Annotated in this window: 21 protein-coding genes, 1 other RNA gene and 1 pseudogene; 14 read left to right on the plus strand and 9 right to left on the minus strand. The window is 61.1% G+C overall.

All coding sequences use genetic code 11. The annotated features are described in order from the left end of the window. Window positions 1–809: 809 nt before the first annotated feature. Together ACFVYC_RS01945 and rfbB are read right to left on the minus strand one after the other, a co-directional pair. Window positions 810–2,228, minus strand: coding sequence for a sugar nucleotide-binding protein (locus ACFVYC_RS01945; RefSeq protein ID WP_387547089.1), 1,419 nt, complete (start codon window positions 2,226–2,228; stop codon window positions 810–812). Continuing rightward, on the minus strand, window positions 2,225–3,223 hold the full coding sequence (rfbB, locus tag ACFVYC_RS01950; RefSeq protein ID WP_387545964.1) for a dTDP-glucose 4,6-dehydratase: 999 nt from the start codon (window positions 3,221–3,223) through the stop codon (window positions 2,225–2,227). The genes ACFVYC_RS01945 and rfbB overlap by 4 nt, the downstream gene beginning before the upstream one ends. A 57-nt stretch (window positions 3,224–3,280) precedes the next feature. Here rfbB and rfbA point away from each other — a divergent pair, with 57 nt between their 5' ends. Continuing rightward, entirely contained in the window at window positions 3,281–4,153 is an 873-nt protein-coding gene (rfbA, locus tag ACFVYC_RS01955; protein WP_387545966.1) for a glucose-1-phosphate thymidylyltransferase RfbA, read from the plus strand. A gap of 67 nt (window positions 4,154–4,220) precedes the next feature. Here the strand turns inward: rfbA and ACFVYC_RS01960 are convergent, their stop codons facing one another. Both ACFVYC_RS01960 and ACFVYC_RS01965 read right to left on the minus strand, forming a co-directional pair. Beyond that, complete coding sequence (locus ACFVYC_RS01960; protein ID WP_387547092.1) at window positions 4,221–6,419, minus strand: lysozyme; 2,199 nt, start codon at window positions 6,417–6,419, stop codon at window positions 4,221–4,223. Between the two features lie 744 nt (window positions 6,420–7,163). Beyond that, window positions 7,164–8,106, minus strand: a pseudogene (locus ACFVYC_RS01965) (IS3 family transposase). A 288-nt stretch (window positions 8,107–8,394) separates the two neighbouring features. Here ACFVYC_RS01965 and ACFVYC_RS01970 point away from each other — a divergent pair. The 5 genes from ACFVYC_RS01970 to ACFVYC_RS01990 all read left to right on the plus strand — a co-directional run bounded on the left by ACFVYC_RS01970 (window position 8,395) and on the right by ACFVYC_RS01990 (window position 11,690). Beyond that, complete coding sequence (locus ACFVYC_RS01970) at window positions 8,395–9,066, plus strand: hypothetical protein (RefSeq protein ID WP_387545967.1); 672 nt, start codon at window positions 8,395–8,397, stop codon at window positions 9,064–9,066. Between the two features lie 68 nt (window positions 9,067–9,134). Further along, window positions 9,135–9,278, plus strand: a complete 144-nt coding sequence (locus ACFVYC_RS01975) for a hypothetical protein (RefSeq protein WP_387545968.1) — start codon at window positions 9,135–9,137, stop codon at window positions 9,276–9,278. 373 nt (window positions 9,279–9,651) lie between these two features. Further along, window positions 9,652–9,822, plus strand: coding sequence for a hypothetical protein (locus tag ACFVYC_RS01980; RefSeq protein WP_387545974.1), 171 nt, complete (start codon window positions 9,652–9,654; stop codon window positions 9,820–9,822). Between the two features lie 382 nt (window positions 9,823–10,204). Beyond that, window positions 10,205–11,401: an excalibur calcium-binding domain-containing protein gene (locus tag ACFVYC_RS01985; RefSeq protein WP_387545976.1), complete on the plus strand. Its 1,197-nt coding sequence runs from the start codon at window positions 10,205–10,207 to the stop codon at window positions 11,399–11,401. Window positions 11,402–11,552: 151 nt separating this feature from the next. Continuing rightward, the gene (locus ACFVYC_RS01990) at window positions 11,553–11,690 is read left to right on the plus strand and encodes a hypothetical protein (RefSeq protein ID WP_387545978.1); all 138 of its coding nucleotides are present in this window, start codon (window positions 11,553–11,555) and stop codon (window positions 11,688–11,690) included. 72 nt (window positions 11,691–11,762) lie between these two features. On the opposite strand, the gene ACFVYC_RS01995 is transcribed toward ACFVYC_RS01990, so the two are convergent. Continuing rightward, entirely contained in the window at window positions 11,763–12,080 is a 318-nt protein-coding gene (locus tag ACFVYC_RS01995; RefSeq protein WP_387545980.1) for a hypothetical protein, read from the minus strand. Window positions 12,081–12,337: 257 nt separating this feature from the next. Here ACFVYC_RS01995 and ACFVYC_RS02000 point away from each other — a divergent pair, with 257 nt between their 5' ends. From ACFVYC_RS02000 to ACFVYC_RS02035, 8 genes are all read left to right on the plus strand, one after another. Then, window positions 12,338–12,643, plus strand: a complete 306-nt coding sequence (locus tag ACFVYC_RS02000; protein WP_387545981.1) for a hypothetical protein — start codon at window positions 12,338–12,340, stop codon at window positions 12,641–12,643. A gap of 89 nt (window positions 12,644–12,732) precedes the next feature. Continuing rightward, a complete protein-coding gene (gene prfB / locus ACFVYC_RS02005; protein WP_387545983.1) occupies window positions 12,733–13,848 on the plus strand; it encodes a peptide chain release factor 2 in 1,116 nt (371 codons plus the stop codon). Window positions 13,849–14,032: 184 nt separating this feature from the next. After that, window positions 14,033–14,812 (plus strand): cell division ATP-binding protein FtsE, encoded by a 780-nt coding sequence (ftsE, locus tag ACFVYC_RS02010; RefSeq protein ID WP_387545985.1) that lies wholly within the window; start codon window positions 14,033–14,035, stop codon window positions 14,810–14,812. Continuing rightward, the gene (ftsX, locus tag ACFVYC_RS02015) at window positions 14,809–15,723 is read left to right on the plus strand and encodes a permease-like cell division protein FtsX (RefSeq protein WP_387545988.1); all 915 of its coding nucleotides are present in this window, start codon (window positions 14,809–14,811) and stop codon (window positions 15,721–15,723) included. The genes ftsE and ftsX overlap by 4 nt, the downstream gene beginning before the upstream one ends. A 26-nt stretch (window positions 15,724–15,749) precedes the next feature. Then, window positions 15,750–17,198 carry a peptidoglycan DD-metalloendopeptidase family protein gene (locus tag ACFVYC_RS02020; RefSeq protein WP_387545991.1) on the plus strand — a complete coding sequence of 483 codons (1,449 nt, stop codon included), beginning with the start codon at window positions 15,750–15,752 and terminating at the stop codon, window positions 17,196–17,198. 84 nt (window positions 17,199–17,282) lie between these two features. Further along, entirely contained in the window at window positions 17,283–17,756 is a 474-nt protein-coding gene (smpB, locus tag ACFVYC_RS02025) for an SsrA-binding protein SmpB (protein WP_050054575.1), read from the plus strand. Window positions 17,757–17,833: 77 nt separating this feature from the next. After that, window positions 17,834–18,202: a transfer-messenger RNA gene (gene ssrA, locus ACFVYC_RS02030) on the plus strand. 235 nt (window positions 18,203–18,437) lie between these two features. Then, a complete protein-coding gene (locus ACFVYC_RS02035; RefSeq protein WP_387545994.1) occupies window positions 18,438–19,421 on the plus strand; it encodes a S1C family serine protease in 984 nt (327 codons plus the stop codon). A gap of 96 nt (window positions 19,422–19,517) precedes the next feature. Here ACFVYC_RS02035 and ACFVYC_RS02040 read toward each other — a convergent pair whose 3' ends face one another. From ACFVYC_RS02040 to ACFVYC_RS02055, 4 genes are read right to left on the minus strand one after another with little or no spacing between them, the layout of a single operon-like run. Next, window positions 19,518–19,886 (minus strand): hypothetical protein, encoded by a 369-nt coding sequence (locus ACFVYC_RS02040; protein WP_387545996.1) that lies wholly within the window; start codon window positions 19,884–19,886, stop codon window positions 19,518–19,520. A gap of 43 nt (window positions 19,887–19,929) precedes the next feature. After that, window positions 19,930–20,358, minus strand: coding sequence for a fluoride efflux transporter FluC (locus tag ACFVYC_RS02045; RefSeq protein ID WP_387545998.1), 429 nt, complete (start codon window positions 20,356–20,358; stop codon window positions 19,930–19,932). Next, window positions 20,358–20,789: a fluoride efflux transporter FluC gene (locus tag ACFVYC_RS02050; protein WP_387546001.1), complete on the minus strand. Its 432-nt coding sequence runs from the start codon at window positions 20,787–20,789 to the stop codon at window positions 20,358–20,360. The genes ACFVYC_RS02045 and ACFVYC_RS02050 overlap by 1 nt, the downstream gene beginning before the upstream one ends. Further along, on the minus strand, window positions 20,790–21,503 hold the full coding sequence (locus tag ACFVYC_RS02055; RefSeq protein WP_387546004.1) for a metal-dependent transcriptional regulator: 714 nt from the start codon (window positions 21,501–21,503) through the stop codon (window positions 20,790–20,792). Window positions 21,504–21,530: the final 27 nt, after the last annotated feature.

Below are 21,530 nucleotides of genomic sequence, written 5' to 3' on the forward strand. Positions count from 1 at the left end.
AAAGCTTGAGCACCCCGCGAGATTAGCAACCGGTTTCGACATACACGTCGTGCCTGAGAGTTTTTTGCCATGTATGGGCGCGAAGGCCTGGAACTGGCCCTGGACCCGGCCGTCTCGCTGCGCAGCTGACGGACCGGTCCGGCCGCGGCGTCGGAAGGAGGGCCAGACCAGCGCTTCCCGGACACGGTCATGATCCCGAACAGGCCCACAGAAGTGACCGGCGGATTACTACCAGGTCATTGGGAAGGGGAGTTAATCATCGGAAAATCGGCCGCTTGGCCATCGCCACACTGGTAGAACGGACCACGCGCTTCGTCATCCTCGTGCACTCGGCAGGGGGACCGTTGTGCTGAGAATTTGGTCGAAGCGTTGAGCCCGCTCCCGGCCCATCTGCACCCGGCGAGTCCCTGGCAGCGCGGCTCAGACGAGAACGCCCATGGCCTGGGACGCCTGCCATGCCGAGCTGCGAGTCTCGTGGTGAACTGATTAGCGCACGCCGATGGATTTCTGCTGAAACTCGATGGCCCAAGAAATGCTGGGAAAAACTCGATGGCCCAAGAAATGCTGGGAAAAAACCGTATCGGAGGCCATCACGCCGCCCGGTTGAATCCTAGGCAGTGTCTTCGAGGCCCCAGGCTGGGCGGGATGTTTCTGTGGGCAGCCGCTGATCTTGTACGTCGTCGCCCCGGCCGTCTTCCACCGAGCGAGGGCCATACGGCAGACATCGAGCAGTGGCCTGAGGCAAACTCAGTAGGCAAAGGGAAATGCCGGTTGCCCTGCTCGGGCAGGGCAACCGGCATGACCTCACGTTAAACGGTGGCCTCGCTTGCGCTCAGGTATTCCATTAATGCGGACTTGGAGTCCCGGGGCTGAAAACCTGTTGCCTTAATTTTCCCTAAGGCAAGGACACTATTTAGCGGCCGTGGAGCTGCAGCCTTGTCCTTAAAGTATTCGGCAGTGGAGACACCAGATACGACTGACCGATCCGCACCACTTAGTTCAAAGACATCAGCCGCAATCTCGGCCCACGACTGCGGGGATCCTTCATTGCTCAAGTTATAAATTCCAAAAGCGGCATCGGTCGCCAGTAGGTGTCTGATGCCCTCGGCGATGTCAGCGGCGAATGACAGCCGGCCCACTTGGTCGTCCACGACGGCGGGGCGCACGCCACGCCCCGCAAGGGACGCCATGGTTCGAACAAAGTTATTGCCGTCTCCGATAACCCAACTGGTCCGGACTATGTAGTGTCTGGGCACTGTGCTCACGACGGCGTCGCCGGCTGCCTTACTTTGTCCATACACGCCCAAAGGAGACACTGGTTCTTCCTCGCTGTGCTCGGTGTTCAGGCCATCAAAGACATAATCGGTGGAAATGTGCACCAGAGTGAGATGGTGTTGTGCTGCCACCCGTGCTAGGCGGCCAACCGCTGTTGAGTTAATAGCCCACGCGGCTTGACGCCCAGGTTGGGATTCCGCTCTGTCCACCGCTGTATAGGCTGCGGCATTGATTATGGTCCTATAGTTGCCCCAGTGGCGGTCCGAGTAGGACCGGGGATCCAGCAGGTCAAACTCATCTCGGCTGGCAAATTCAACAGAGTTATCGCCGTCATACGCTCTGCGTAGTGCTCGCCCTAGTTGCCCGTCTGCCCCGAGGACCAGCGTTTTACGCGGTGCCATCGGCGTGACGTCTGGCAAGCGCGGGTGCCCCAAGTCCTTTTCCGATACCTCTGCCTCCACGAGGGGAATAGGCCATGGAATGTTTGCAGTCTCGTCGGCCAAGTTGAGAAAGGTGTACTCCGCATCGGGTGACCAGTGATCGTTGACGAGATACACATATGAGGTGTTGTCTTCCAACGTCTGATATGAGTTCGCTACGCCCCGGGGAATGAATATGGCCTTGCTGGCATCGAGTTCAGCCGTGAAAACTGCTCCAAAGGATGGACCTTCGCGAAGGTCGACCCACGCTCCGAAAATGCGGCCTGTAGCCACGGAAACATACTTGTCCCAGGGTTCCGCGTGTATCCCGCGAGTGGTGCCCAGTTTGTCATTGAAGGAAATGTTGTTCTGTACCGGGCAGAAATCAGGAAGGCCAACCGCAAGCATTTTTTCCCGCTGCCAGTTTTCTTTGAACCAACCACGGTTGTCGCCGAAGACTGGAACATCGTAGACAACGACGCCCGGTATGGACGTCGCCTCGCCTACGAGTTTTTTTTGAAACTCCACTCTTATTGGCCCTGTTCCTTGTACTTGGCCTCAGTGGCAGCCTTCTGGGGCCGCCACCAGTCTTCGTTTTCCCGGTACCAAGCGATGGTGTCCTCGATGCCTTCGTCAAAGTTGGAGAACTGTGGTTCCCACCCGAGTTCTTCACGGAGTTTAGTGGAGTCGATGGCATAGCGCAGATCGTGACCGGGCCGGTCTATAACGTGGTCGTAGGCATCCGGTGCCTGGCCCATGTGCTTGAGGATCTGTTCAACGACGTCTTTGTTGTTCTTTTCACCGTCGGCCCCGATGAGGTACGTTTCGCCTATTGTGCCCTTAGCGATGATGGCCAGGACGGCAGAAGAATGGTCGTTGGCGTGGATCCAGTCCCTGACGTTCTCGCCTTTGCCGTAAAGCTTTGGCCGGATCCCATCGATGACATTAGTGATCTGGCGGGGGATGAACTTCTCCACGTGCTGGTACGGCCCGTAGTTGTTCGAGCAGTTGCTAATGGTTGCCTGAAGGCCGAAGGACCGTACCCAGGCGCGAACCAGGAGGTCCGAGCCGGCCTTGGTCGAGGAGTAGGGGCTTGAGGGGTTGTACGGGGTCTGTTCGGTGAACCGTTCAGGGTCATCGAGTTCGAGGTCGCCGTACACTTCATCGGTGGAAATGTGGTGGAAGCGCTTGTTGTGCTTCCGTGCGGCCTCAACCAGCGTGTAGGTGCCAATGATGTTGGTGTCGAGGAACGGGCGAGGGTCGTGGAGGGAGTTGTCGTTGTGGGACTCCGCCGCGTAGTGCACCACAACGTCTGTGCCGGCCACCAGCCGCTCTACCAAGGCGGCGTCGGTAATGTCGCCCTCGACAAAGGTGAAGCGCTCCTCAGGCAGCCCCCGCAGAGACTCAAGGTTGCCAGCGTATGTGAGCTTGTCCAATACGGTGACGTAGTGGGCAGTGTGGGCCAATACATAATGGACGAAATTGGAGCCGATGAACCCGGCCCCGCCTGTTACAAGAAGTCGCTGCATAGTTCCATAGGTTACCGGATTTGGTTGGACTTCGAGCCAGAGGGAAAGATGGGTAGCATGCGCGGAATTATCCTTGCCGGTGGTACCGGCTCCAGGCTCCATCCCATCACGTTGGGCATCAGCAAACAGCTGGTGCCGGTCTACGACAAGCCGATGATCTACTATCCGCTGTCCACCCTTATTCTTGCCGGAATCAGGGACATCTTGATTATCACCACGCCACACGACGCGGACCAGTTCGAACGGTTGCTTGGGGACGGCTCCCAGTTCGGTGTGAACATCACATACGCGCAGCAGCCTTCACCTGACGGGCTGGCGCAGGCTTTCATCATAGGTGCGGAGCACATCGGTGACGGTCCAGTAGCGCTCGTATTGGGAGACAACATCTTCTACGGACGGGGCATGGGCACTCAGCTGCGGCGGTACGCGGATATCGACGGCGGCGCGGTTTTCGGCTACTGGGTTGCTGACCCTTCGGCATATGGCGTGGTGGAGTTCGATGGCGAGGGCAAGGCTATCTCTCTTGAGGAAAAGCCCGCTAAGCCCAAGAGCCATTACGCCGTTCCGGGCCTCTACTTTTATGACAATGACGTTGTGCAGATTGCCAAGGATCTCAAGCCTTCGCCCCGTGGGGAGCTAGAGATCACAGACGTCAACCGGGTCTACCTGGAGCGCGGAAAGCTTCAGGTGGAGATCCTGCCGCGCGGTACGGCATGGCTAGACACGGGAACTTTTGACTCCCTAAACGAAGCTTCGGAATTCATTCACACAGTGCAGAAGCGGCAGGGTTTGTCTATAGGCTGTCCAGAGGAGATCTCTTGGCGTCTGGGGTTCCTTAGCGACTCCGATTTGTTGAAACGTGCGGAACCTTTGGTCAAGAGCGGATACGGCAGGTACCTGCTGGAGCTGTTGGACCAGGAAGGACGCTAAATCCAAAGAAAAGGCGGGTGGTCGGAAATTCCGACCACCCGCCTTTTTATTCCTGCGTTTGCATCCGTCAAGCAGGAGTTCCGGTAGGAACAGGATCAAGTGCGGTGCGGCTGTACTCGGCCATTACGGGTGAGCTCCCACCACCGTTCAATTCCACCAAACGACTCCAAGAAGTTACAGGCCTTTTCTTGCCGTCAGCCAGGACGTAAACGGTCGGGGAGTCCAAAGCCTTCACGAATACTGTGGAATTCAGTGTTCCGACTGTTGGAGGCAAGGCACTGCATGTTGAGGCCGCAAGAGTCCGGCTTAGCAGTTGTGCCGTTGGTGTAGTGGCTGGAAGTTTCCATAGGGAGCCGTTGTAACCAAGGTAGGTAACCGAGCCGCAGCGTACAACAGGCTGAACCGTCCCCGACGACGTGTAGGGAGCCAAAGACGACTGGGAAATGCGCGAGTATCCATTGACGCCCAGGCTCTTTGCTATGCGGAAGTCTTCAAGCTGCAACAGTTTGTCTGCGCCGTCAACTAAGAACACCACGGGGCTCGTTTCCCCTACCACCAACTTGCCTAGTGGGAGAAGCGCGGGGCCCTTGTTCATCGAGTCCAGTGTCAGTGGCGCCAGGGAGTATATGTACGGAACGCTGCCCGAACCCAGTTGACTAAGGGTCGACAGGTCAGGAATCTCCCGGAGCGTCTTCTTATCGACCCTAAAAACAACAGGAGACGAAGGCGTTTTGGCGAATGCAGGATTACTTATACTCGGTCCCGTCGTGATCATGTTCAGCAACTTGGTAGAAAAAGTTACTGTTCCTGGCCAGAGTGATGAATCAGTCATAGGGAACTTCTCGTGTGAGCCTATGACATATCCAATGCTGGCTGTTTCGTTCGCTGCAAAGCCGTTAAAAGCCTGCCCTTGTTCCAGCTTGGCGATGGACTGTGGCTCCAGAGCGGCGACGGCGAGAGCATTTGCCCACTTATTGTCCCGGTTGACAGATTCTGGCACAGCGACAAGCCGTCCTGCACTGAAAATATAGGGTTGGCGGCTGATCCGGTCGACCACGATGACGTCAGGCCTGACGATCGGAGCCACAGTAGAAAGGGGGAAAGAGCTAACTGCCGCATCAGACAATCGGGCGGTTGCAGTAGGAAGACCCGCCGAAGTCAGGGATTGGGGGTCGAAAAATTCTCGTTTGTTTCCTGCGCTAACATAGAAAAGCCTTCCGGAAGGAGAGACAGTGGCATTCGCAAGACTGTCTCCGCTCGTAAATAGGTTGACTTGGTTCTCAGCCAGAGGGACCCATCCGGAGCAGTTACCACCGCCGAAATCATTCATGACGCCGCAACTCGGAACGTGGTGTTTCTTCCCAGAGTCCAAGAAGTAAATAGTGCCGTCAGTGTTACGAGCAAAACGACCAACAGAATTGCCGTTGGCCAAACTGTCCAGATACGTCTGGCTCACGTCGTAAATGGGGCTCACGGCTGAATAAAGCTGGTACGTCGTCCAATCGGGGATCGCATACTTAGTGGTCCCGCTGACGAGGTATATCGTGCTGCTGTTCGTTCCCTTCACGATGGTCGAATTAACGCCGTCCCTGTTGTTTGCGAAGCGCTGCAGGGACTGGTAGTCGCCATTCCAGACATTGGAGTCACCAGCGAACGGTCCCGTGCTGCTGTATTGCCAAATGCTGTAAGTGCCCCAACTGCCCGTGGGGACTGGACCAGCGTTGTTGGTGGGGGAGTTTGGATAAGCAGCGACCCAGAGGGGGTAGTCACCAAACCCGGAGGGGTTGCCTAGGCATTGATTCCACCAGTTCGTGTTGGTGTAAATGACTGGAAGCCTTCCGGTCATCGAGCGGAGTGCGTTGCCGAAATCCCGAACCCAGGATTGAAGCTGTGCAGGGGACATGCCGTAGCAGGTGTTGCCAAAGTAGAAGCCGTTGATGGTTCGACCTTCATAAGGGTTGAACTCGAAGTCCAGTACCGGTGGCATGGTGTAACCGTCTGGCGACCAGCCCCCGCCATTCTGTACAAAGTACCGCGCTTGGTCCGCTCCAGAAGACCAATTTGGAATGGCAAAGTGATATGCCCCCCGGATCATTCCGACATTCCGTGATCCCCGGTACTGGGAGCTGTATGACGGATTTGTGTAGTAGTTCCCCTCGGTTGCCTTGACGTAGGCGAACCGAGCACCCATGTTCCATTGCTGTTGCCAGTCCACGCTTGGCTGGTGGCCGCTCACGTCCAGACCTTGGACGCCGAAGGTGGGCATCCAGGTGCCCTCAGTGGACAGTGGTTCCGTACTCAGGCGCCTAAATGACTCGGAGGGCGCAGATGCGGTGACACGAGCAGAACGCTGCCCCATCTCTGCGCCGCCTACGCCGATAGCATCAGCCATTGATTCTGTGTTTGCTATGGAGGAATCCGACGGTTCGGGTTCCGTTGTCCGTTCAGCAACGGACGGCACAGGGGCAGTAGTTTGTCCTGGCGATACAGCTGTCTCGGTTGTCGCTGGGCCTGCCGTGGTGGATGGCGCTGGTAACGAAACCGGCTCCACGGCGTTTGCTGGACGGACGAGTCCCGGACCTGCTAGCAGTGAAGCTGCCAGGAGCGTTGTCCCTAGGGACTTGGCGATCTCGCGACGGGAATGAGACAGGTTCCGCTTCATATTGGCTCCGGAGGCAATGACCGTTTACTAACGCTCATCTGGCTAGCTGTTCGGTCGTTTCCCCAGGAAAAGGCCGGACAGACGTATTGTGAAATGACGCGCTCACCATAACACCGCTGAAACAGGTGTGACCAGTGTTGCTAGGGTGATGGTCTTTGGCCAAGATGTCCGTCAAAAGGAAAGGACCCGAAGCGGGACCTGGGAGTTGTTGCTTCCTCGAGAAGGTACCTAGCAGAAGGCATGTACCAGCCTGCAACACAAGGGTCAGTCCGGCGCTGTGTTAAGGAAGCAGCAGTTAGCATGTCACCCAAGCGGGCGAATAAACGCCGGTACACCGAAGCCCAAAGCCTAGGAACGCAGCGGGTGGGACTGCCCCGGATTTCGTTTACTCTCGGGATTGAGTGTTGTTAGGCGGCTTTGGGGCCGGTTGATTGTCTCAAACTCGACCGGGTTAGCCGGCCGGGGCGTCGCTGACGGCGATTTCGGTGGTACGTTTTCTCGATCCAGGTCACGATGGCCAGGCGAAGATCGGCCCTGCTGGACCATCGCTGGCGATCCGGACCGTTTTTCTGCAGGATTGAGAAGAACGCTCCATGGCGGCATTGTCGGCGCACGCGCCGACCCGTCCCATCGATCCTTTGAGCCCGTTGCCTGCCAGCGTCCGCACGAAGGCGTTGGAGCGGAATTGGGAACCGCGGCCGCTGTGCACCACGGTTCCGGCCAGCTCACGGAGTGCTATTGCATTGTGAAGTGCCGAGACGGCCAGAGACGCTTTCATTCGGGAATCTATGGAGTACCGCACTATCCGGTTGGAGTAGACGTCTTTGATGGCACACAGGTAAAGCTTGCCTCATCGGTCCGATGCTCGGTGATGTCCCGGTGGACGTCGGTGGCGGCTTTCACCAGGAGCGCATCGGACCGGTCGCGTTCCGTGACCGGCGCCGCCTTCCACGCGTAGAAGAAGGACTGTTTAGAAAAACCCAGCACCCTGCAGGCCACCGCGACGGGATTCCGTCCGCGGCAAGGTCAAGGACCAGCGGGAACTTCATTTTGAGGGCAGCTCCCGGGCGAAGAAGGCCGCTGCCCGGCGAAGGTTCTCCCTTAGTTCCGCGGCTTCCTTTTCCGTCACACCGGGACGGGCGCCGTCCTCGATGTCGGCCTTTTCAGCCAGTTGTGCAGGGTTGCTTCGGAAATCCCGAAGTCTTTGGCGATCTGCGAGACCGGGGCGCCGTGCTTCCGTGCAACCCGCGACCACGTCACGGCGGAACTCAGCGGGGAAAGGCTTTGGCATTTGAACATCCTGCAAGAAACGAATCCTCACAAGTCAGGAGTCAAGCAAATCAGGGGCACCCCGTTGTGGTGGCGAGCGATACAGAAAGACCCCAAAGATGTCTAGGGCTTCGGGGTCTTCCGTCGCTTCTTCTCATGATGTGTGCCATGTGAAGACGCTGTCAATACACTAGTTTGTCGCCCGTCCGACCACAAGTCCTGAGGTGACCTGGAGAGCGCCTTCGCACGGTGGATTTCCTCTATGGATATACCCTGAGGTCGCGCAGGATCCGTCAATGTTAGTGCCGACGTGTGGCTTCGACATTTCGCGCACAGCCTCATCGAAGCAGTCTCACCCCAGCGGGACTACCTCGAAGACGCAGCCCAAGCCGTCATGCGCGGCGAAGACCCCTCAGAACACCTGATTCTCGCCGCCGCCTGTAACCTGCGCCCCGGCCTCGCGCAAAGGATCCAGGAATCCGGACTCAGCATCTACATCGACACCGCGAACAAACACGCGGACGACATCATTAACGCCATCCGCGAACAGGTCTTTGAACCCGCAATCGAGAAGCTGCACGACCTCGACACCAAGCACCCCGACGCCATATGGAACCTCGAAACAGCAGTAGCCGTAGGGGCCTACGCCCAAGCGTCAATCATCAAAGACCACACGCACATTGCCTACACCCTCGCGGAAACCGACAAAGCCCGCCGACTGCTGCACCCCGAAGCGTACGACACCGACGCTGCATGGTCAGACCAGCCAGGACTCTTTGACACCCTCGGAGAACCTGAAGCCGAGATCATCAAGCAGCTCCACTGGTGGATGTACGCCATCCAGAACGGCCACACTCCCGTCTACGACACCGTAAGCGACTGGCTCGACCTCGACGCCAGCGACGCGTTCACCGAATACCGGGAGATCCGCAAGCCTGGCGAAGTCCCCGTACTTCAACTCGGCTACTCCATCCGCGGCTAGCCAACACCCCACAGCCCCCGGCCGCCAACCCGGCTACCGGTCCACAGAAAAGAAAGGCACCACCAACCATGGCACTCAGCCCCGAACTCCAGACCACGCTCGACCAGATCAAGGAAGTACAGGCCGCACGTCCCGGACTGTCGCTGCTCGAAAGTGTTGAAATCGTGAAGGCATCAGCACTCATCAAACAGGCGACCAGCACCACCGCCTAACCACACAGACTTTGACGTGTTCGGCGCCTCCCAAGTGCCGGACACGTCAGAGTCAGGCTGCCTGACCCCTGCCCACCCACCCCCCCCGGCTACGTCTCGCGCTCGCACCATTCTGCTTGGCGGAAATATCCCCCCCGAGCTTCCAAGCAGGGGCGGTGAGCGGCTGAGGGCGGGCTTCAGGGGGCATATCGGATCTATATAGGGCATCTGTGACCCCCCCCTCGACGGCTGGCGGGAACGGAGCAGCCTGCCCTCATCTCCACCGCCGGCTATTGCCCTACATTCCGCCGTTTATCCGCAACAACAACAGGTCCGCACGGTGGACCCCGCGGTCCCGCAGCGACCCCTAACCCCAATTGGAAGGTTCACCATCATGGCTGAGGAAAACAAGACCATCGAAAAACTCGCAGCAACGGCGAAAGCAGCATTGCTAGAAGCGATCACTACCGCGGCTGGTAAGGAGAGCCCCAGCGCGACCATTCTGGACACCCTGGCGCGGGCTTATGCCGCAGTGGCTAGTAGCGGGCCTCTCAAGGTGAGTTGACCGACTAACAAAGGCGTGGCGTCAACCTCACCGCGTTCCGTAACAATGCGGTGCCGGAAGTATGGACGGTTAGCGGTGTCTACGTGCCGCAGTGATCCGATCAGCGCCAGCCGCCACAAATGGGCACCGGTTAACTAACAGAAAAGGAAACTGTCTTTCTCGCCCCGTGCCAGGCGGCAAAACAAGAGCGGACCCGGAATCTCACACGAGGCTCCGGGTCCGCCCTTGTATTCCGCAAAGCATGGCACTTTGGGCTTGTCAAGTTGGCGGGGAGCTGGAGTGGAATTTGTGACACAATCCCGTAATCATCTAACCCCTGGACTATGATCCAGTCATCATTTGACTCGCTGTTTCACTCACAGCGTTATTTATAAGGAACTCCATGGGGGCATCTCAGACGCGGCTTTCTGCCGCCGTCGCTGCACTCGTCATCGCAACTTCCGCCTTTGGAAGCATCGCGCCGGCCATTGCAGCACCAACCACCGTAACCGACGAGCAGGTCACGGAAGCAACAAACTCACCCACCGAAACAGCTGTGCCCGCGCCCAGCAGCGCCGCGCCGGCGGCGACGGAAACCAGCGAGCCGACTGCGGAGGTAGAAACCTCTGCGACCGGACTCCCGGCCGCAGCAGCACCGTCACCCGCCGCAGCGGCACCGTCAGAGGCAGCCAGTCCGGCGGCAGCCCCGAAGCTGCAAGCACAAGCAACTGCTGGTGGCCCGGGCTGGCCGCTCTACAAGATCGTGTACGACTCCACGATCTTCGAACTGGTGACCCAGGGCGACGGGTCCCAGCTCCCGGCTCCGCTGAGTTATGAGAGGTGGCGTGACGTTTACGGCTTCGCGACTCCTACGCCGGCAGACACAAATTTCGTGAAGTATCCCTGGGCTGACACAGTTTACGCGGTCACGTTCTGGCCTGGTGGCGAGAACTACTGGATGTGGACCCGCTTGTCCTTCCCGCAGTGGCAGACCGCCGGCTACCCCACCCCGCGTAACGCCGGGTGGATCAAGGGCAGCTACTACTACAAGTGGGGCACCTCGAACGAGCTGTTCGTCGAAGGCGAGGATGGTGTGAACCACAAGCTCACCGGCGCCGAGTGGGCTTCCTCCGGCTACCGGTCGTACGTGGACCGCGCCAACGAAGGCTTCATGAAACCTACATGGGCCCCTGAAATGGCGCGCATGTCAGCTATCAACACCGGCGCAGGACGCCCCCTCGGCTACAACGAGTGGCGCGACGAAGGTTTCCCGACTCCGCAGGCCGTCCAGCGCATCACTGGGGACAAGTTCTACAAGGACTGTGGCAGCAACACCATCTGGTACGCGGGCCCGGCCATGAACCGCCCGGTCAGCCTGCAGGAATGGCAGGGGGCGGGCTCGCCTGCCCCCACCGTTTCGGGAAACTGCAGCAGCCCGGCACCACCCTCCCAGCCCACTCGGCCAGCGGACAAGGACTGCACTGACTTCCGCACCCAGTACGAGGCTCAGCAGTGGTTCAACACTTACTACCAGTACTACGGCGACTTCGCTCTGCTCGATTCCGATAACGACAGGATCGCCTGCGAAGGCCTGCCCTAACCTCGATTTGGGGGAGGCATAGGCGTGCTGTACTTTTGACGCAGATTGGCCCGCGTCCCCCCAATGCGCGAGACGGACACGGAAGCCCCCGCAATGCCCCCACACAGGCAGAGCGGGGGCTTTTGTCATACCCACGGTCTAACTTCGGGGCGTGGTGAAACTAGATGTTGCGGCAACGAAGAGATTGCTTGCGGAGTTGCTGGCAGAGCCCGAACTGTCCCCTTACGAGGACATCGAACCCGACTACGAGTACATGCCGGCGCCTTGGTGCGCCTGCACCTGCCACTAACGCGGAACAAGCAGCAGAGAGCCCCGCCGGGATGGTTACCGGCGAGGCTCTCGTGCTTGTAGCGCGACTGCGCTAAATGCGGTTGGCGAGCCCCGCGATAGCCGCGCTGAGCTTCCCTGCTTCAGTCGCCGGAATAGGATTGGTGCCGTAGCCATCAACCCAGAACGTCAAGCCGTGTTCGCGGGTCCACTGACTCATGATCGACCAGCCCTGGCCGCTGATGTCGGGGCCGATCCAGACGCCCTCTTCATCGTCACCTACGCTATCCGCGTCTAGGGTGTAGCCGGCCGGTGGCAGGGTTGCCAGCAACTCGGACGGGGCGACGCCCTGGGCTGCTGCCGTTTCGGCAAGTTCGCGGACGGTTGCAGGGTAAGCGGTGGTTGTAGTCATGACTGAGACCTGTCTTTCGTGGTGGTTTGCATGTTCAGCACTGAACAGTTGTTATTGAGCATCCCCAGCAGATGCGGTGAGCCTACCCGGCAGGGCAGACATTTAGACGGCGCGGTGCTCCAGCGCCGCCTTGGCTTCTGTTTTGGTGCGGAAGCCGCCGAAGGTGACGGCGCCGCAGGTGTCACACCGGGCGGCGTAGCCCTTGTGCTGGCCTTGGTCGCCGGAGGTGCCCCGCTCAAACGCGGTGGTTTGATGCTTTGTCCGCCTCGCTGGCTGCCGCCGACAGCTACACCCTCGGCGAGGTGGAAACCCAGGGCGGCAGCCCGTCCGCCGTCCTTAACCCGGCGAGGGTGAGGAATGTGGCGGCAGACTTCGTCTCGAGGAGCCCTGCGTCACAACGGTTCGAGGGCCTCGCCGTCACAGGGGCAACGGGCAGTCCGGACGGTTCCACCGCCGTCGTCGTCCTGACCGCTGCCGTACACCCGCCGGTGGTGAACTTTCTTGTGCCCGATGGCATCAGGATCGAGGCGGCCTCGACCGCCCGCTCGCGGCTTACCCGCTGACTGTCCTCCACGCGCCGCAGCGGGCCGCAAGCCGGCCGCCAGGATGGGAGGCCCGAGGCTTCAGCCGGATAGCGTAGGCTTAAACAACCATGGCCAATATTGATTTTTCCGCTGAAATCCGCGCCCTTCGCGCCACCTACGACTCCATTGAGCGGGTCTCCGACGTAGAGGCACTGAAGGAAGACATCGCCGAACTGAGCGAGCGGGCAGGCGAACCGGACCTGTGGGATGACCCCTCAGCGGCACAGAAAATCACGTCGCGGTTGTCGCACCGGCAGTCGGAGCTGGAACGCCTCAACACCCTGGTCTCTAGGATCGATGATCTGGAGGTCCTGGTGGAGTTGGGGCAGGACGAGGACGACGCCGACTCCATGGGGGAGGCCGCCGCTGAACTCGAATCCGTCAAGAAAGCCCTGAAGGAACTCGAAGTAGTCACCCTGCTTTCCGGTGAGTACGACGAACGTGAGGCGGTAGTCTCCATCCGGGCAGGCGCCGGGGGAGTAGACGCTGCGGACTTCGCCGAGATGCTGATGCGTATGTACCTCCGCTGGGCCGAGCGGCATGGTTACCCCACCACCGTCATGGACACGTCCTACGCCGAAGAAGCGGGCCTGAAGTCCGCAACTTTTGAGGTGAAGGCGCCCTATGCCTTCGGAACCCTCAGTGTGGAGGCCGGCACCCACCGGCTCGTGAGGATCAGCCCCTTCGACAACCAGGGCCGCCGCCAGACATCCTTCGCGGCCGTCGAAGTCATCCCCCTGATCGAGCAGACGGACTCCATCGAGATCCCGGACAACGAGATCCGCGTGGATGTGTTCCGTTCCTCCGGCCCCGGCGGCCAGTCGGTCAACACCACTGACTCCGCAGTCCGGCTGACGCACATTCCCACCGGAACCGTTGTTTCGATGCAGAACGAAAAGTCGCAGCTGCAGAACCGCGCTGCCGCCATGCGGGTGTTGCAGTCCAGGCTCCTGCTCCTTAAGAAAGAGCAGGAAGACGCCGAAAAGAAGGCGTTCGCCGGTGACGTGAAGGCATCCTGGGGTGACCAGATGCGCTCCTACGTCCTCAACCCCTACCAGATGGTCAAGGACCTCCGGACCGAGCACGAAGTCGGGAACACCTCGGCAGTCTTCGACGGTGAGATCGATGATTTCATCGACGCCGGCATCCGGTGGCGCACGGACAACAGGAACGCCGAGAAGTAAGGCGTTAAGGGACGGCCGGACAAACAGGATCGGGCGACACACCCCCTGAAACCCGCGGGTTGTCGGTGGTTTCCTGCGTATAGTCGAGGGGCCGGGGCCCTAATTCCCCAAACGAAAACCCGCGCACCGGCTGCAGAACTGGGCTGCATCAGAATCAGCCATGCCCTGCAGGGTACTTAGGGCCATGATCCGATTCGAAAATGTCACCAAGGTCTACGACCAGAAAGCCCGGCCAGCGCTGGACTCCGTCAACCTTGAGATTGACCGCGGCGAATTCGCCTTCCTGGTCGGCGCATCCGGCTCCGGCAAGTCCACCTTCCTCCGGCTGGTCCTCAAGGAGGACCGGGCAAGCTCCGGCGCCGTCTACGTCGCCGGCCAGAACGTTGCCAGGATCTCCAGCTGGCGCGTGCCCCGGCTCCGCCGCGGCATCGGCGTGGTCTTCCAGGACTTCCGGCTCCTGCCCCAGAAAAACGTCTTCGCCAACGTCGCCTTCGCCATGCAGGTGATCGGCAAGAGCCGCAGCGTCATCCGCGACACCGTCCCCGAGGTCCTTAAAACAGTGGGCCTGGAGGGCAAGGAACACCGGATGCCGCACGAACTCTCCGGCGGTGAGCAGCAGCGCGTGGCCATCGCCCGTGCCGTCGTCAACAGGCCCGGCATCCTCCTCGCGGACGAACCCACAGGAAACCTGGACCCCACCACATCGATGGGCATCATGGGCATCCTGGACAAGATCAACCAAAACGGCACCACCGTAGTGATGGCAACCCACGACGACGACATCGTCAATGAGATGCGTAAACGCGTGGTGGAACTTAAGAACGGTGTGATTATCCGGGACGAGGCAAAGGCGCTGTACACCTCGATGATTCCGGTGGTCGGCCAGTCCCGCAGGCTCAAGGACGCCAGCGGCAGGGAAAACCTGGAAACCGGACAGCCGCACGAAGGCGGGGGACAGCGATGAGGCTCGCGTTTATCCTGAGCGAGATCGGCAGCGGCCTGCGCCGCAACGTCTCCATGGTGGTCTCGGTCATCCTGGTCACCTTCGTCTCGCTCACTTTCGTTGGCGCCGCAGGAATGCTGCAGATGCAGATCAACCAAATGAAGGGCTACTGGTACGACAAAGTCCAGGTGGCCATCTTCCTGTGCAGTGAAGGGTCGACGGCGGCTGGTTGCGCCGGCGGGCCGGTCACCCCCGAACAGCAGGAAAGCCTCAACGGACTTCTGGAATCTCCCGCCGTGGGGCAGTACATCAATGATTTCCAGTTCGAGTCCAAGGAAGAGGCGTACACCCACTTCAAGGACCAGTTCTCCAATTCGCCAATCGTCGACTCAGTGACGCCGGACCAGCTCCCGGCATCCTTCCGGATCAACATGAAGGACCCGGAAAAGTACCAGATAATCAGCGAGACGTTCGCCTCGCAGCCGGGCGTCGAAACCGTTATTGACCAGCGCCAGCTCCTTGAGCGGTTGTTCTCCGTGATGAACGGCGCCTCCCTGGTGGCCGTCAGCATCGCCGGTGTGATGATCGTGTGCGCCATCCTGCTGATCGCCACCACCATCAGGCTCTCCGCCTTCAGCCGCCGGCGTGAGACTGGCATCATGCGCCTGGTTGGCGCGTCAAAGACAGTGATCCAACTGCCCTTCATCCTGGAAGGTGTCATCGCCGCCGTCGTTGGGGCCGCCCTGGCATCCGCCACGCTGTGGGCCGTAGCCCACTTCTTCCTCGGCGGATTCATGTCCCAGCAGTACCCGGACACGGCCTTCATCTCCTCAGGCCAGACGCTGATCCTCGCGCCGGCGCTGATAATCCTTGGCGGATCCTTGGCCGGAATTTCGTCCCTCTTGACCTTGCGCAGATACCTTCACGTCTAGGTATGCAAACCGAACAAGGAATGCCCATGAACATCACGGATCCACCATCCCAGCGACCCCGGCCGGCCAGCCGGCGCAAAGCGCCGCAGCGCAGCGGTGTCATCAGCGCTGTGCTCGCTGTTGTCCTCGCCGCAGGGCTGGCTTCCTCCACCCCGGTGGCTTTCGCTGACGAGCTTGAAGACAAGCAGAAAGCCCTTGAGGCAGAGGCGGCAAGGGTCCAGCAGTCCTTGGAATTCGTTGACTCGCGCATCGCCAAGGCGGCAAGCGACCTGGTACTTTACCAAGGCCAACTTCCCGGCGCCCAGCAGGCCCTCCTGGAAGCCCAGGGCCGCGTGGCCGGGGCCGTCAAGGAGGTCGAAGCACTCTCCGCACGCGTGGATATGGCCCAGCAGAACAAGGCCAAGATCACCCAGCAGATGGAAACGGACAAGCAAAAGATTGCCGACACCAAGAAGCTGATCGGCCAGATCGCTACGCAGGCCTACAAGTCTGGGGGAGTTCCCTCCAACCTGTCCCTGTTCTTTGGTTCCAACAATGGCGGAAGCCTGACCGAGACCATGGATTTGGCGGACCAGGCCATGCGGAGCCAGAACGCAGCCATGGACAAGCTGCAGCAGCAGAACGCCACCAACGTGAACTCCGAGGCCCGCCTGCAAGCGGTGGAAGCTGAGATCAAGGACCTCAAAGCCAAGGCTGATGCAGCACTTGAGCGGGAGAAAGCGGCCCGGGACGAAGCGGCCGCGAAGAAGGAAGAAGTGGACCGGCTGATCGCCGATACGTCCCGGCTTGACGCCGAGTTGCAGGCGGCCAAGCCTGGCATCCAGTCGCAGCTCGCCAGCGTCCAGGCGAGCCAAAACGCGGTCGCCGCCGAAATCGAGGAGCGCGACCGGAAGCTGCGCGAAGCCTGGGAAGCCGAGCAGCGGCGGATAGCGGAGGCTGCGGCGGCTGCGGCTGCGGCCGCTGCGGCAGCGGCTGCTGCAGCCGCAGGCCAAGCGGCGCCGCCACCCCCTCCGGTGCAGTCTTTTATGCCGCCGGTGGGATCGCCGTCGGCCTTTGGCCTGCGGCATCCCTTTGACGGAAGCGTGAGGATTACCTCCGGATTCGGGTGGCGTGCCACGCCGCCAGGCACCATCGACTTCTACGGGCAGGGCGGCTACATGCACACGGGGCTGGACTTCGGCGCAGCCTGCGGCACTCCAGTTTACGCCGCTGCAGCAGGAGAGGTCTTTAGCTCCGGCTGGAGCTCAGCCGACGGCGGCGGCTGGCGGGTGAAGATATCCCACGGCCTGATGCAGGGCAATACGTTGAACACGATTTACTACCACAACGCCAGCATCGTGGTGTCCAACGGCCAGCGGGTCTCCCAGGGGCAGTTGATTGCCTACTCGGGCAACACAGGCAACTCCACCGGCTGCCACGCCCACTTCGAAACCTGGTTGAACGGCAAGGCAGTGGATCCGATGGGGCTGCTGTAGGGCGCATAACCCTGCCGTACACTGGTATGACTCCGCGCCGGCTGGCCCGGAGGACAACCGATTCTTGAACTGAGGAGCTTTCCCGTGCCTAAAGAAAGTGGCCGTAAAGTGGTGGCCACCAACCGCAAGGCCCGGCATGACTACCACGTGCTGGACACCTACGAGGCTGGCATCGCGCTGATGGGGACCGAAGTAAAGTCCCTGCGCGAAGGCCACGCCTCCATGGTGGACGGATTCTGCACCTTCTACAACGACGAACTGTGGATGGAAGCCATCCACATTCCGGAGTACAACCAGGGCAGCTGGACCAACCACGCAGCCCGCCGCCGCCGCAAGCTGCTGCTGCACCGCGAGGAACTGATCAAGATTTCGCATAAGGTCCGTGAATCGGGCTACACGATCGTCCCTCTGCAGCTGTACTTTGTTGATGGCCGGGCCAAGGTGGAGATCGGCGTCGCCAGGGGCAAGCGTGAGTACGACAAGCGCCAGACCCTCCGTGAACAGCAGGACAACCGCGAAGCGCAGCGGGAAATGCGGGAGCGCAACCGCCGGCGCTAGGCTGGAATGAATTGCCCGGATGATGCGTTATAGTAGGTAGTCCGGCGGGCTCGCCCGTCGGTTTGGAAAAAGAATATGGGGATGATCGGTTTCGACGATGTTAGTCGCGACAGGTGAAGCGGGCCGAGGATGCAGAATTATCTCGTAAACGCTTTCTGCAAACCAATAAGTGCCGAATCTAAGCGCACTGACTTCGCTCTTGCTGCCTAAGCAGTAAGACAGTCCGTCAGCCCGAGGTTGCTATCGCCCCGGATCCTGGCGTCATTTAGATAGCCACTGCTGTTTACCCCCGTCATCGGGGTGAACGGGACTCTTTGATGACTGGGCCCGGATCAGCCAGCTGTTTGCGGCGTGGCTGGGGCCGAGAAACTCCGAAGCAAACTGCGCCCGGAGAAGCCCTGACAACACGACATCGGACGGGGGTTCAATTCCCCCCATCTCCACATTTGTGATGAGTCGAGACATCCTTCATGGATGAGTCGAGTCATCGGTGACACCCCGGTCTTCGGACCGGGGTGTTTTTCTTTGCCCGGCGCCGCCTCATGTCCGGGCCGCCGCTCCTGCTGACCGTTCACCCACGGCGTAGCACGGCCGGGACTAGCTGCCCGTCCTCGATCGTTGTTTCCGGTAGGACCCGGACCACCCCGCCGCCGGGCCAGGTTCACATCGAGGAGGTGCCCCATGAACCAGGGGAGCGAGCCGGTTTCACAGGCGTCCGACGTCGATGCCCTGGACTCGTATTCGCAGACAGTAATGCGTGTGGCCGCCACAGTGACGCCGCACGTTGCTGCCTTGGAAATGTCCGCGGCCCGCCGCAACGGACGGTTCCGTGTTGGAGCCGGCTCCGCTGTGCTCTTCACCGAGGACGGCTATCTCCTGACCAATGCCCACGTCGTGGCCGGCACCCAGCGCGGGCACGCCGTGTTCGCGGACGGCAGCCGGATGGAACTGGAACTGGTCGGGGCAGACCCCCTGTCCGATCTTGCCGTCGTCCACGGCAGGCCGCCTCGGGTGCCTCCGGCGCAATTCGGTGCCGCGGAGTCCTTGCGGGTGGGCCAGCTGGTGGTGGCCGTCGGCAACCCCCTTGGCCTGGCCGGTTCCGTGACGGCGGGAGTCGTCAGCGGCCTCGGCCGTTCCATCCCGGTGTGGGCCGGAGGCAACCGGCGGGTCATTGAGGATGTCATCCAGACGGACGCTGCCCTCAACCCTGGCAATTCGGGCGGAGCGCTGGCCGATACACACAGCCGGATCGTAGGCATCAACACGGCCGTGGCCGGTGCCGGACTTGGCCTCGCCATCCCCATTAACGCCACTACCCAGCGCATCATCTCGGCGCTGCTTGCGGATGGCCGAGTACGGCGCGCCTACCTCGGGCTGGTCAGCACGCCCACCCGCCTCACCCCCAGTGCCGTTATCAGGACTGGGCAAAGGGACGCGCTGCGTGTGGTGGAAGTGCTCGCCGGTTCCCCGGCGGATAAGGCGGGCCTGGTAGCGGGGGACATCCTCCTCGCCGCAGGTGGCCGCCCCGTCAGCGACGCCGAAAGCCTTCAGCGACTGCTCTTCTCTGACGCCATTGGTGAGCCTCTCCAGCTCGCTGTCCTGCGGGACGGCACGGAGATCCACCTCACGGCCGTCCCCGAAGAGATGACCAGCAACGGAAAGTAGCTGTCCGCGGCAGCCGCCCTGACCACGGACGTCGGACCTGTGCATGGACGCCGGCCCTGGCCACGGACTCAGCCGTGGCAGAAAAGAGGAGTGGGCTCAGCCCTGCCCCGCCACGTCCGCGATGCCCACGAAACGTGTGCCGACGCCGTCGAACTCGCTGCGGACATACCCCTCGCGCACGCGCGGAACGTCCTCGGGATTGTGGTGGGCGCACACGACGTAGGTAAAGTCGGGCCACCACTTTTTGGGGCGTGCCGCTTCCTCGTAGCCGCAGACGGCGCACTCGAGGTGCACCCACACAGGCCGCTTGCCGGTCCGGTTGGCACGCGACTGCACCAGCCAAGGCGGCGGGTTGTCCAGGATCTCACCCAGTTCGGCCTCGGTCATCCACTTGGGAAGGCCGTGGCGCTGGGCCATTTCCATCGGTACATCAAGGGCAATGGCCGCGTCGCGTCTGCTAATCATCACCATCCACGATACGGGAGCCCGCCAAATCGCCGTTGCCGCGCTAGGAAGCCAGGGCGATGCCGGCAGCAGCGGCCCCAAAACCCAGGACGAGGTTGGCCGCCACATTCATCACGGCGGAGCCGAACCGCGCTTCCGCCAACAGCCTTACGGTGGCTGTGGTCCATGAGCTGAAGGTGGTGAGCCCTCCTGCCATCCCGGTGGCCAGCGCAGCCTGCCATTCCGGGGCCAGTCCCAGCTTCAGGGTCATGGCGTGGGCGACGCCGATGATAAAGCAGCCCACGACGTTCACCAGCAGCGTGGCCCAGGGCCAGTGCAGCCACTGACGCCCCCAACCGTGTCCCAAACCGCCCGGGGAACCGGCAACTGAGCGGTTGGAACGGGTGGACGCGCGACGGGCGAACCAGCTGTCCACGCTGAAACGGAGGAGTGCACCGGTAACGCCTAACAGGCCCACCAGCGCCGCGGCCATCACGCCCGACTGCCGGACGCGCCGTCAAGGTGCCCGGCCACCCACTTGCCAAACCGCCACCCCACACCGGCGGCGCCCAGCCCCAGAAGCAACGACAGCACCAGGTAAAGAACCCACGCCACATGGTCGCCGGCCCGGGCCAGCTGGTCCACGGAGAACACCATGGCCGAGAATGTTGTGAAGGACCCCAACAGCCCCGGCCCCAGCCCTGCACGCAGCCAGAACGAGGTCCGCGGCCAGGCCATCCATACGGTTGTCAACGCTGCCAGGACGAAGCTTCCGCCAACGTTGATCCACAGCGTTGCCCACGGCACGGAACCTGGCGCATCCGGAAAGGCGAGACCCAGGCCGTACCGCAATTCGGTACCGAGCAGGCCGCCGGCGGCAACAGCAAGCCAAGCACTGGCCGCCGGCATGCCGGACTGCTTCATTCAGCTGTCCCCAAGCAGGCAGCCCGGGTGGGGATGGTCGCTGTGCACCCACAGTGACGAAGTGATTTCATCGGCCAGGTCATAGTCCCTGATCCTGCCCGCATGGCTGATCCGCACCACCAGCGCACCCCCGAACGGCTTGCGGCCCACCACCTCCACTTCGGCGTCGAGGCTGATGTCCTCGGTGGAAAGGTAGCGGAGCAGGTCCGGATTCTCATCGCTGATCCTGGTGATCCTGCCGGTGTGCCCCTGGTCCAGCTCACCCATCAGGTGGGCGCGGGGCATCAGGACTTTCCCGTCGGCGGTGGGAATGGGATCACCGTGCGGATCCCGCTGAGGGTCCCCGAGCTTGGCCGCAACACGCTCAATAAACGTGTCCGATACCGCATGCTCCAGCAGTTCGGCTTCGTCGTGGACCTCGTCCCAGCTGTAACCCAGCTGCTGGACAAGGTAGGTCTCGATCAGGCGGTGGCGCCGCACCATCGCAAGGGCGAGCCGGACCCCGCTGTCCGTGAGCGTGATGGCGCTGTAGGGCTTATGGTCAACGAGGCCCTGGTCCTTCAGCTTGCGGACCATCTCCGAGACCGAGGAATTGGCGACGCCAAGGCGCTGGGCCAGCTGCGAGGACGTGATCGGCTTGTCCTGCCATTCCGTGAACGAGTAGATGACCTTGACGTAATCCTCGATGGAGGAGGAGGGCGCGCTGGTCTTCACAACTCCAAGCCTACCCGTTGCCCGTCC

Source organism: Pseudarthrobacter sp. NPDC058329 (genome assembly GCF_042879835.1).
Lineage (GTDB): Bacteria > Actinomycetota > Actinomycetes > Actinomycetales > Micrococcaceae > Arthrobacter.

Excerpts from the sequence above, each read along its gene's own strand:
- ACFVYC_RS01975 (WP_387545968.1), top strand. The coding sequence starts at position 9,135 with ATGGCACTCAGCCCCGAACTCCAGACCACGCTCGACCAGATCAAGGAA.
- ACFVYC_RS01985 (WP_387545976.1), top strand. The coding sequence starts at position 10,205 with ATGGGGGCATCTCAGACGCGGCTTTCTGCCGCCGTCGCTGCACTCGTC.
- ACFVYC_RS02040 (WP_387545996.1), bottom strand. The coding sequence starts at position 19,886 with ATGATTAGCAGACGCGACGCGGCCATTGCCCTTGATGTACCGATGGAA.
- rfbB (WP_387545964.1), bottom strand. The coding sequence starts at position 3,223 with ATGCAGCGACTTCTTGTAACAGGCGGGGCCGGGTTCATCGGCTCCAAT.
- ACFVYC_RS01995 (WP_387545980.1), bottom strand. The coding sequence starts at position 12,080 with ATGACTACAACCACCGCTTACCCTGCAACCGTCCGCGAACTTGCCGAA.
- ftsE (WP_387545985.1), top strand. The coding sequence starts at position 14,033 with ATGATCCGATTCGAAAATGTCACCAAGGTCTACGACCAGAAAGCCCGG.
- rfbA (WP_387545966.1), top strand. The coding sequence starts at position 3,281 with ATGCGCGGAATTATCCTTGCCGGTGGTACCGGCTCCAGGCTCCATCCC.
- ACFVYC_RS02045 (WP_387545998.1), bottom strand. The coding sequence starts at position 20,358 with ATGGCCGCGGCGCTGGTGGGCCTGTTAGGCGTTACCGGTGCACTCCTC.
- ACFVYC_RS02050 (WP_387546001.1), bottom strand. The coding sequence starts at position 20,789 with ATGAAGCAGTCCGGCATGCCGGCGGCCAGTGCTTGGCTTGCTGTTGCC.
- ACFVYC_RS01980 (WP_387545974.1), top strand. The coding sequence starts at position 9,652 with ATGGCTGAGGAAAACAAGACCATCGAAAAACTCGCAGCAACGGCGAAA.
- ACFVYC_RS01960 (WP_387547092.1), bottom strand. The coding sequence starts at position 6,419 with ATGCCCACCTTCGGCGTCCAAGGTCTGGACGTGAGCGGCCACCAGCCA.
- ACFVYC_RS02035 (WP_387545994.1), top strand. The coding sequence starts at position 18,438 with ATGAACCAGGGGAGCGAGCCGGTTTCACAGGCGTCCGACGTCGATGCC.
- ftsX (WP_387545988.1), top strand. The coding sequence starts at position 14,809 with ATGAGGCTCGCGTTTATCCTGAGCGAGATCGGCAGCGGCCTGCGCCGC.
- ACFVYC_RS02020 (WP_387545991.1), top strand. The coding sequence starts at position 15,750 with ATGAACATCACGGATCCACCATCCCAGCGACCCCGGCCGGCCAGCCGG.
- prfB (WP_387545983.1), top strand. The coding sequence starts at position 12,733 with ATGGCCAATATTGATTTTTCCGCTGAAATCCGCGCCCTTCGCGCCACC.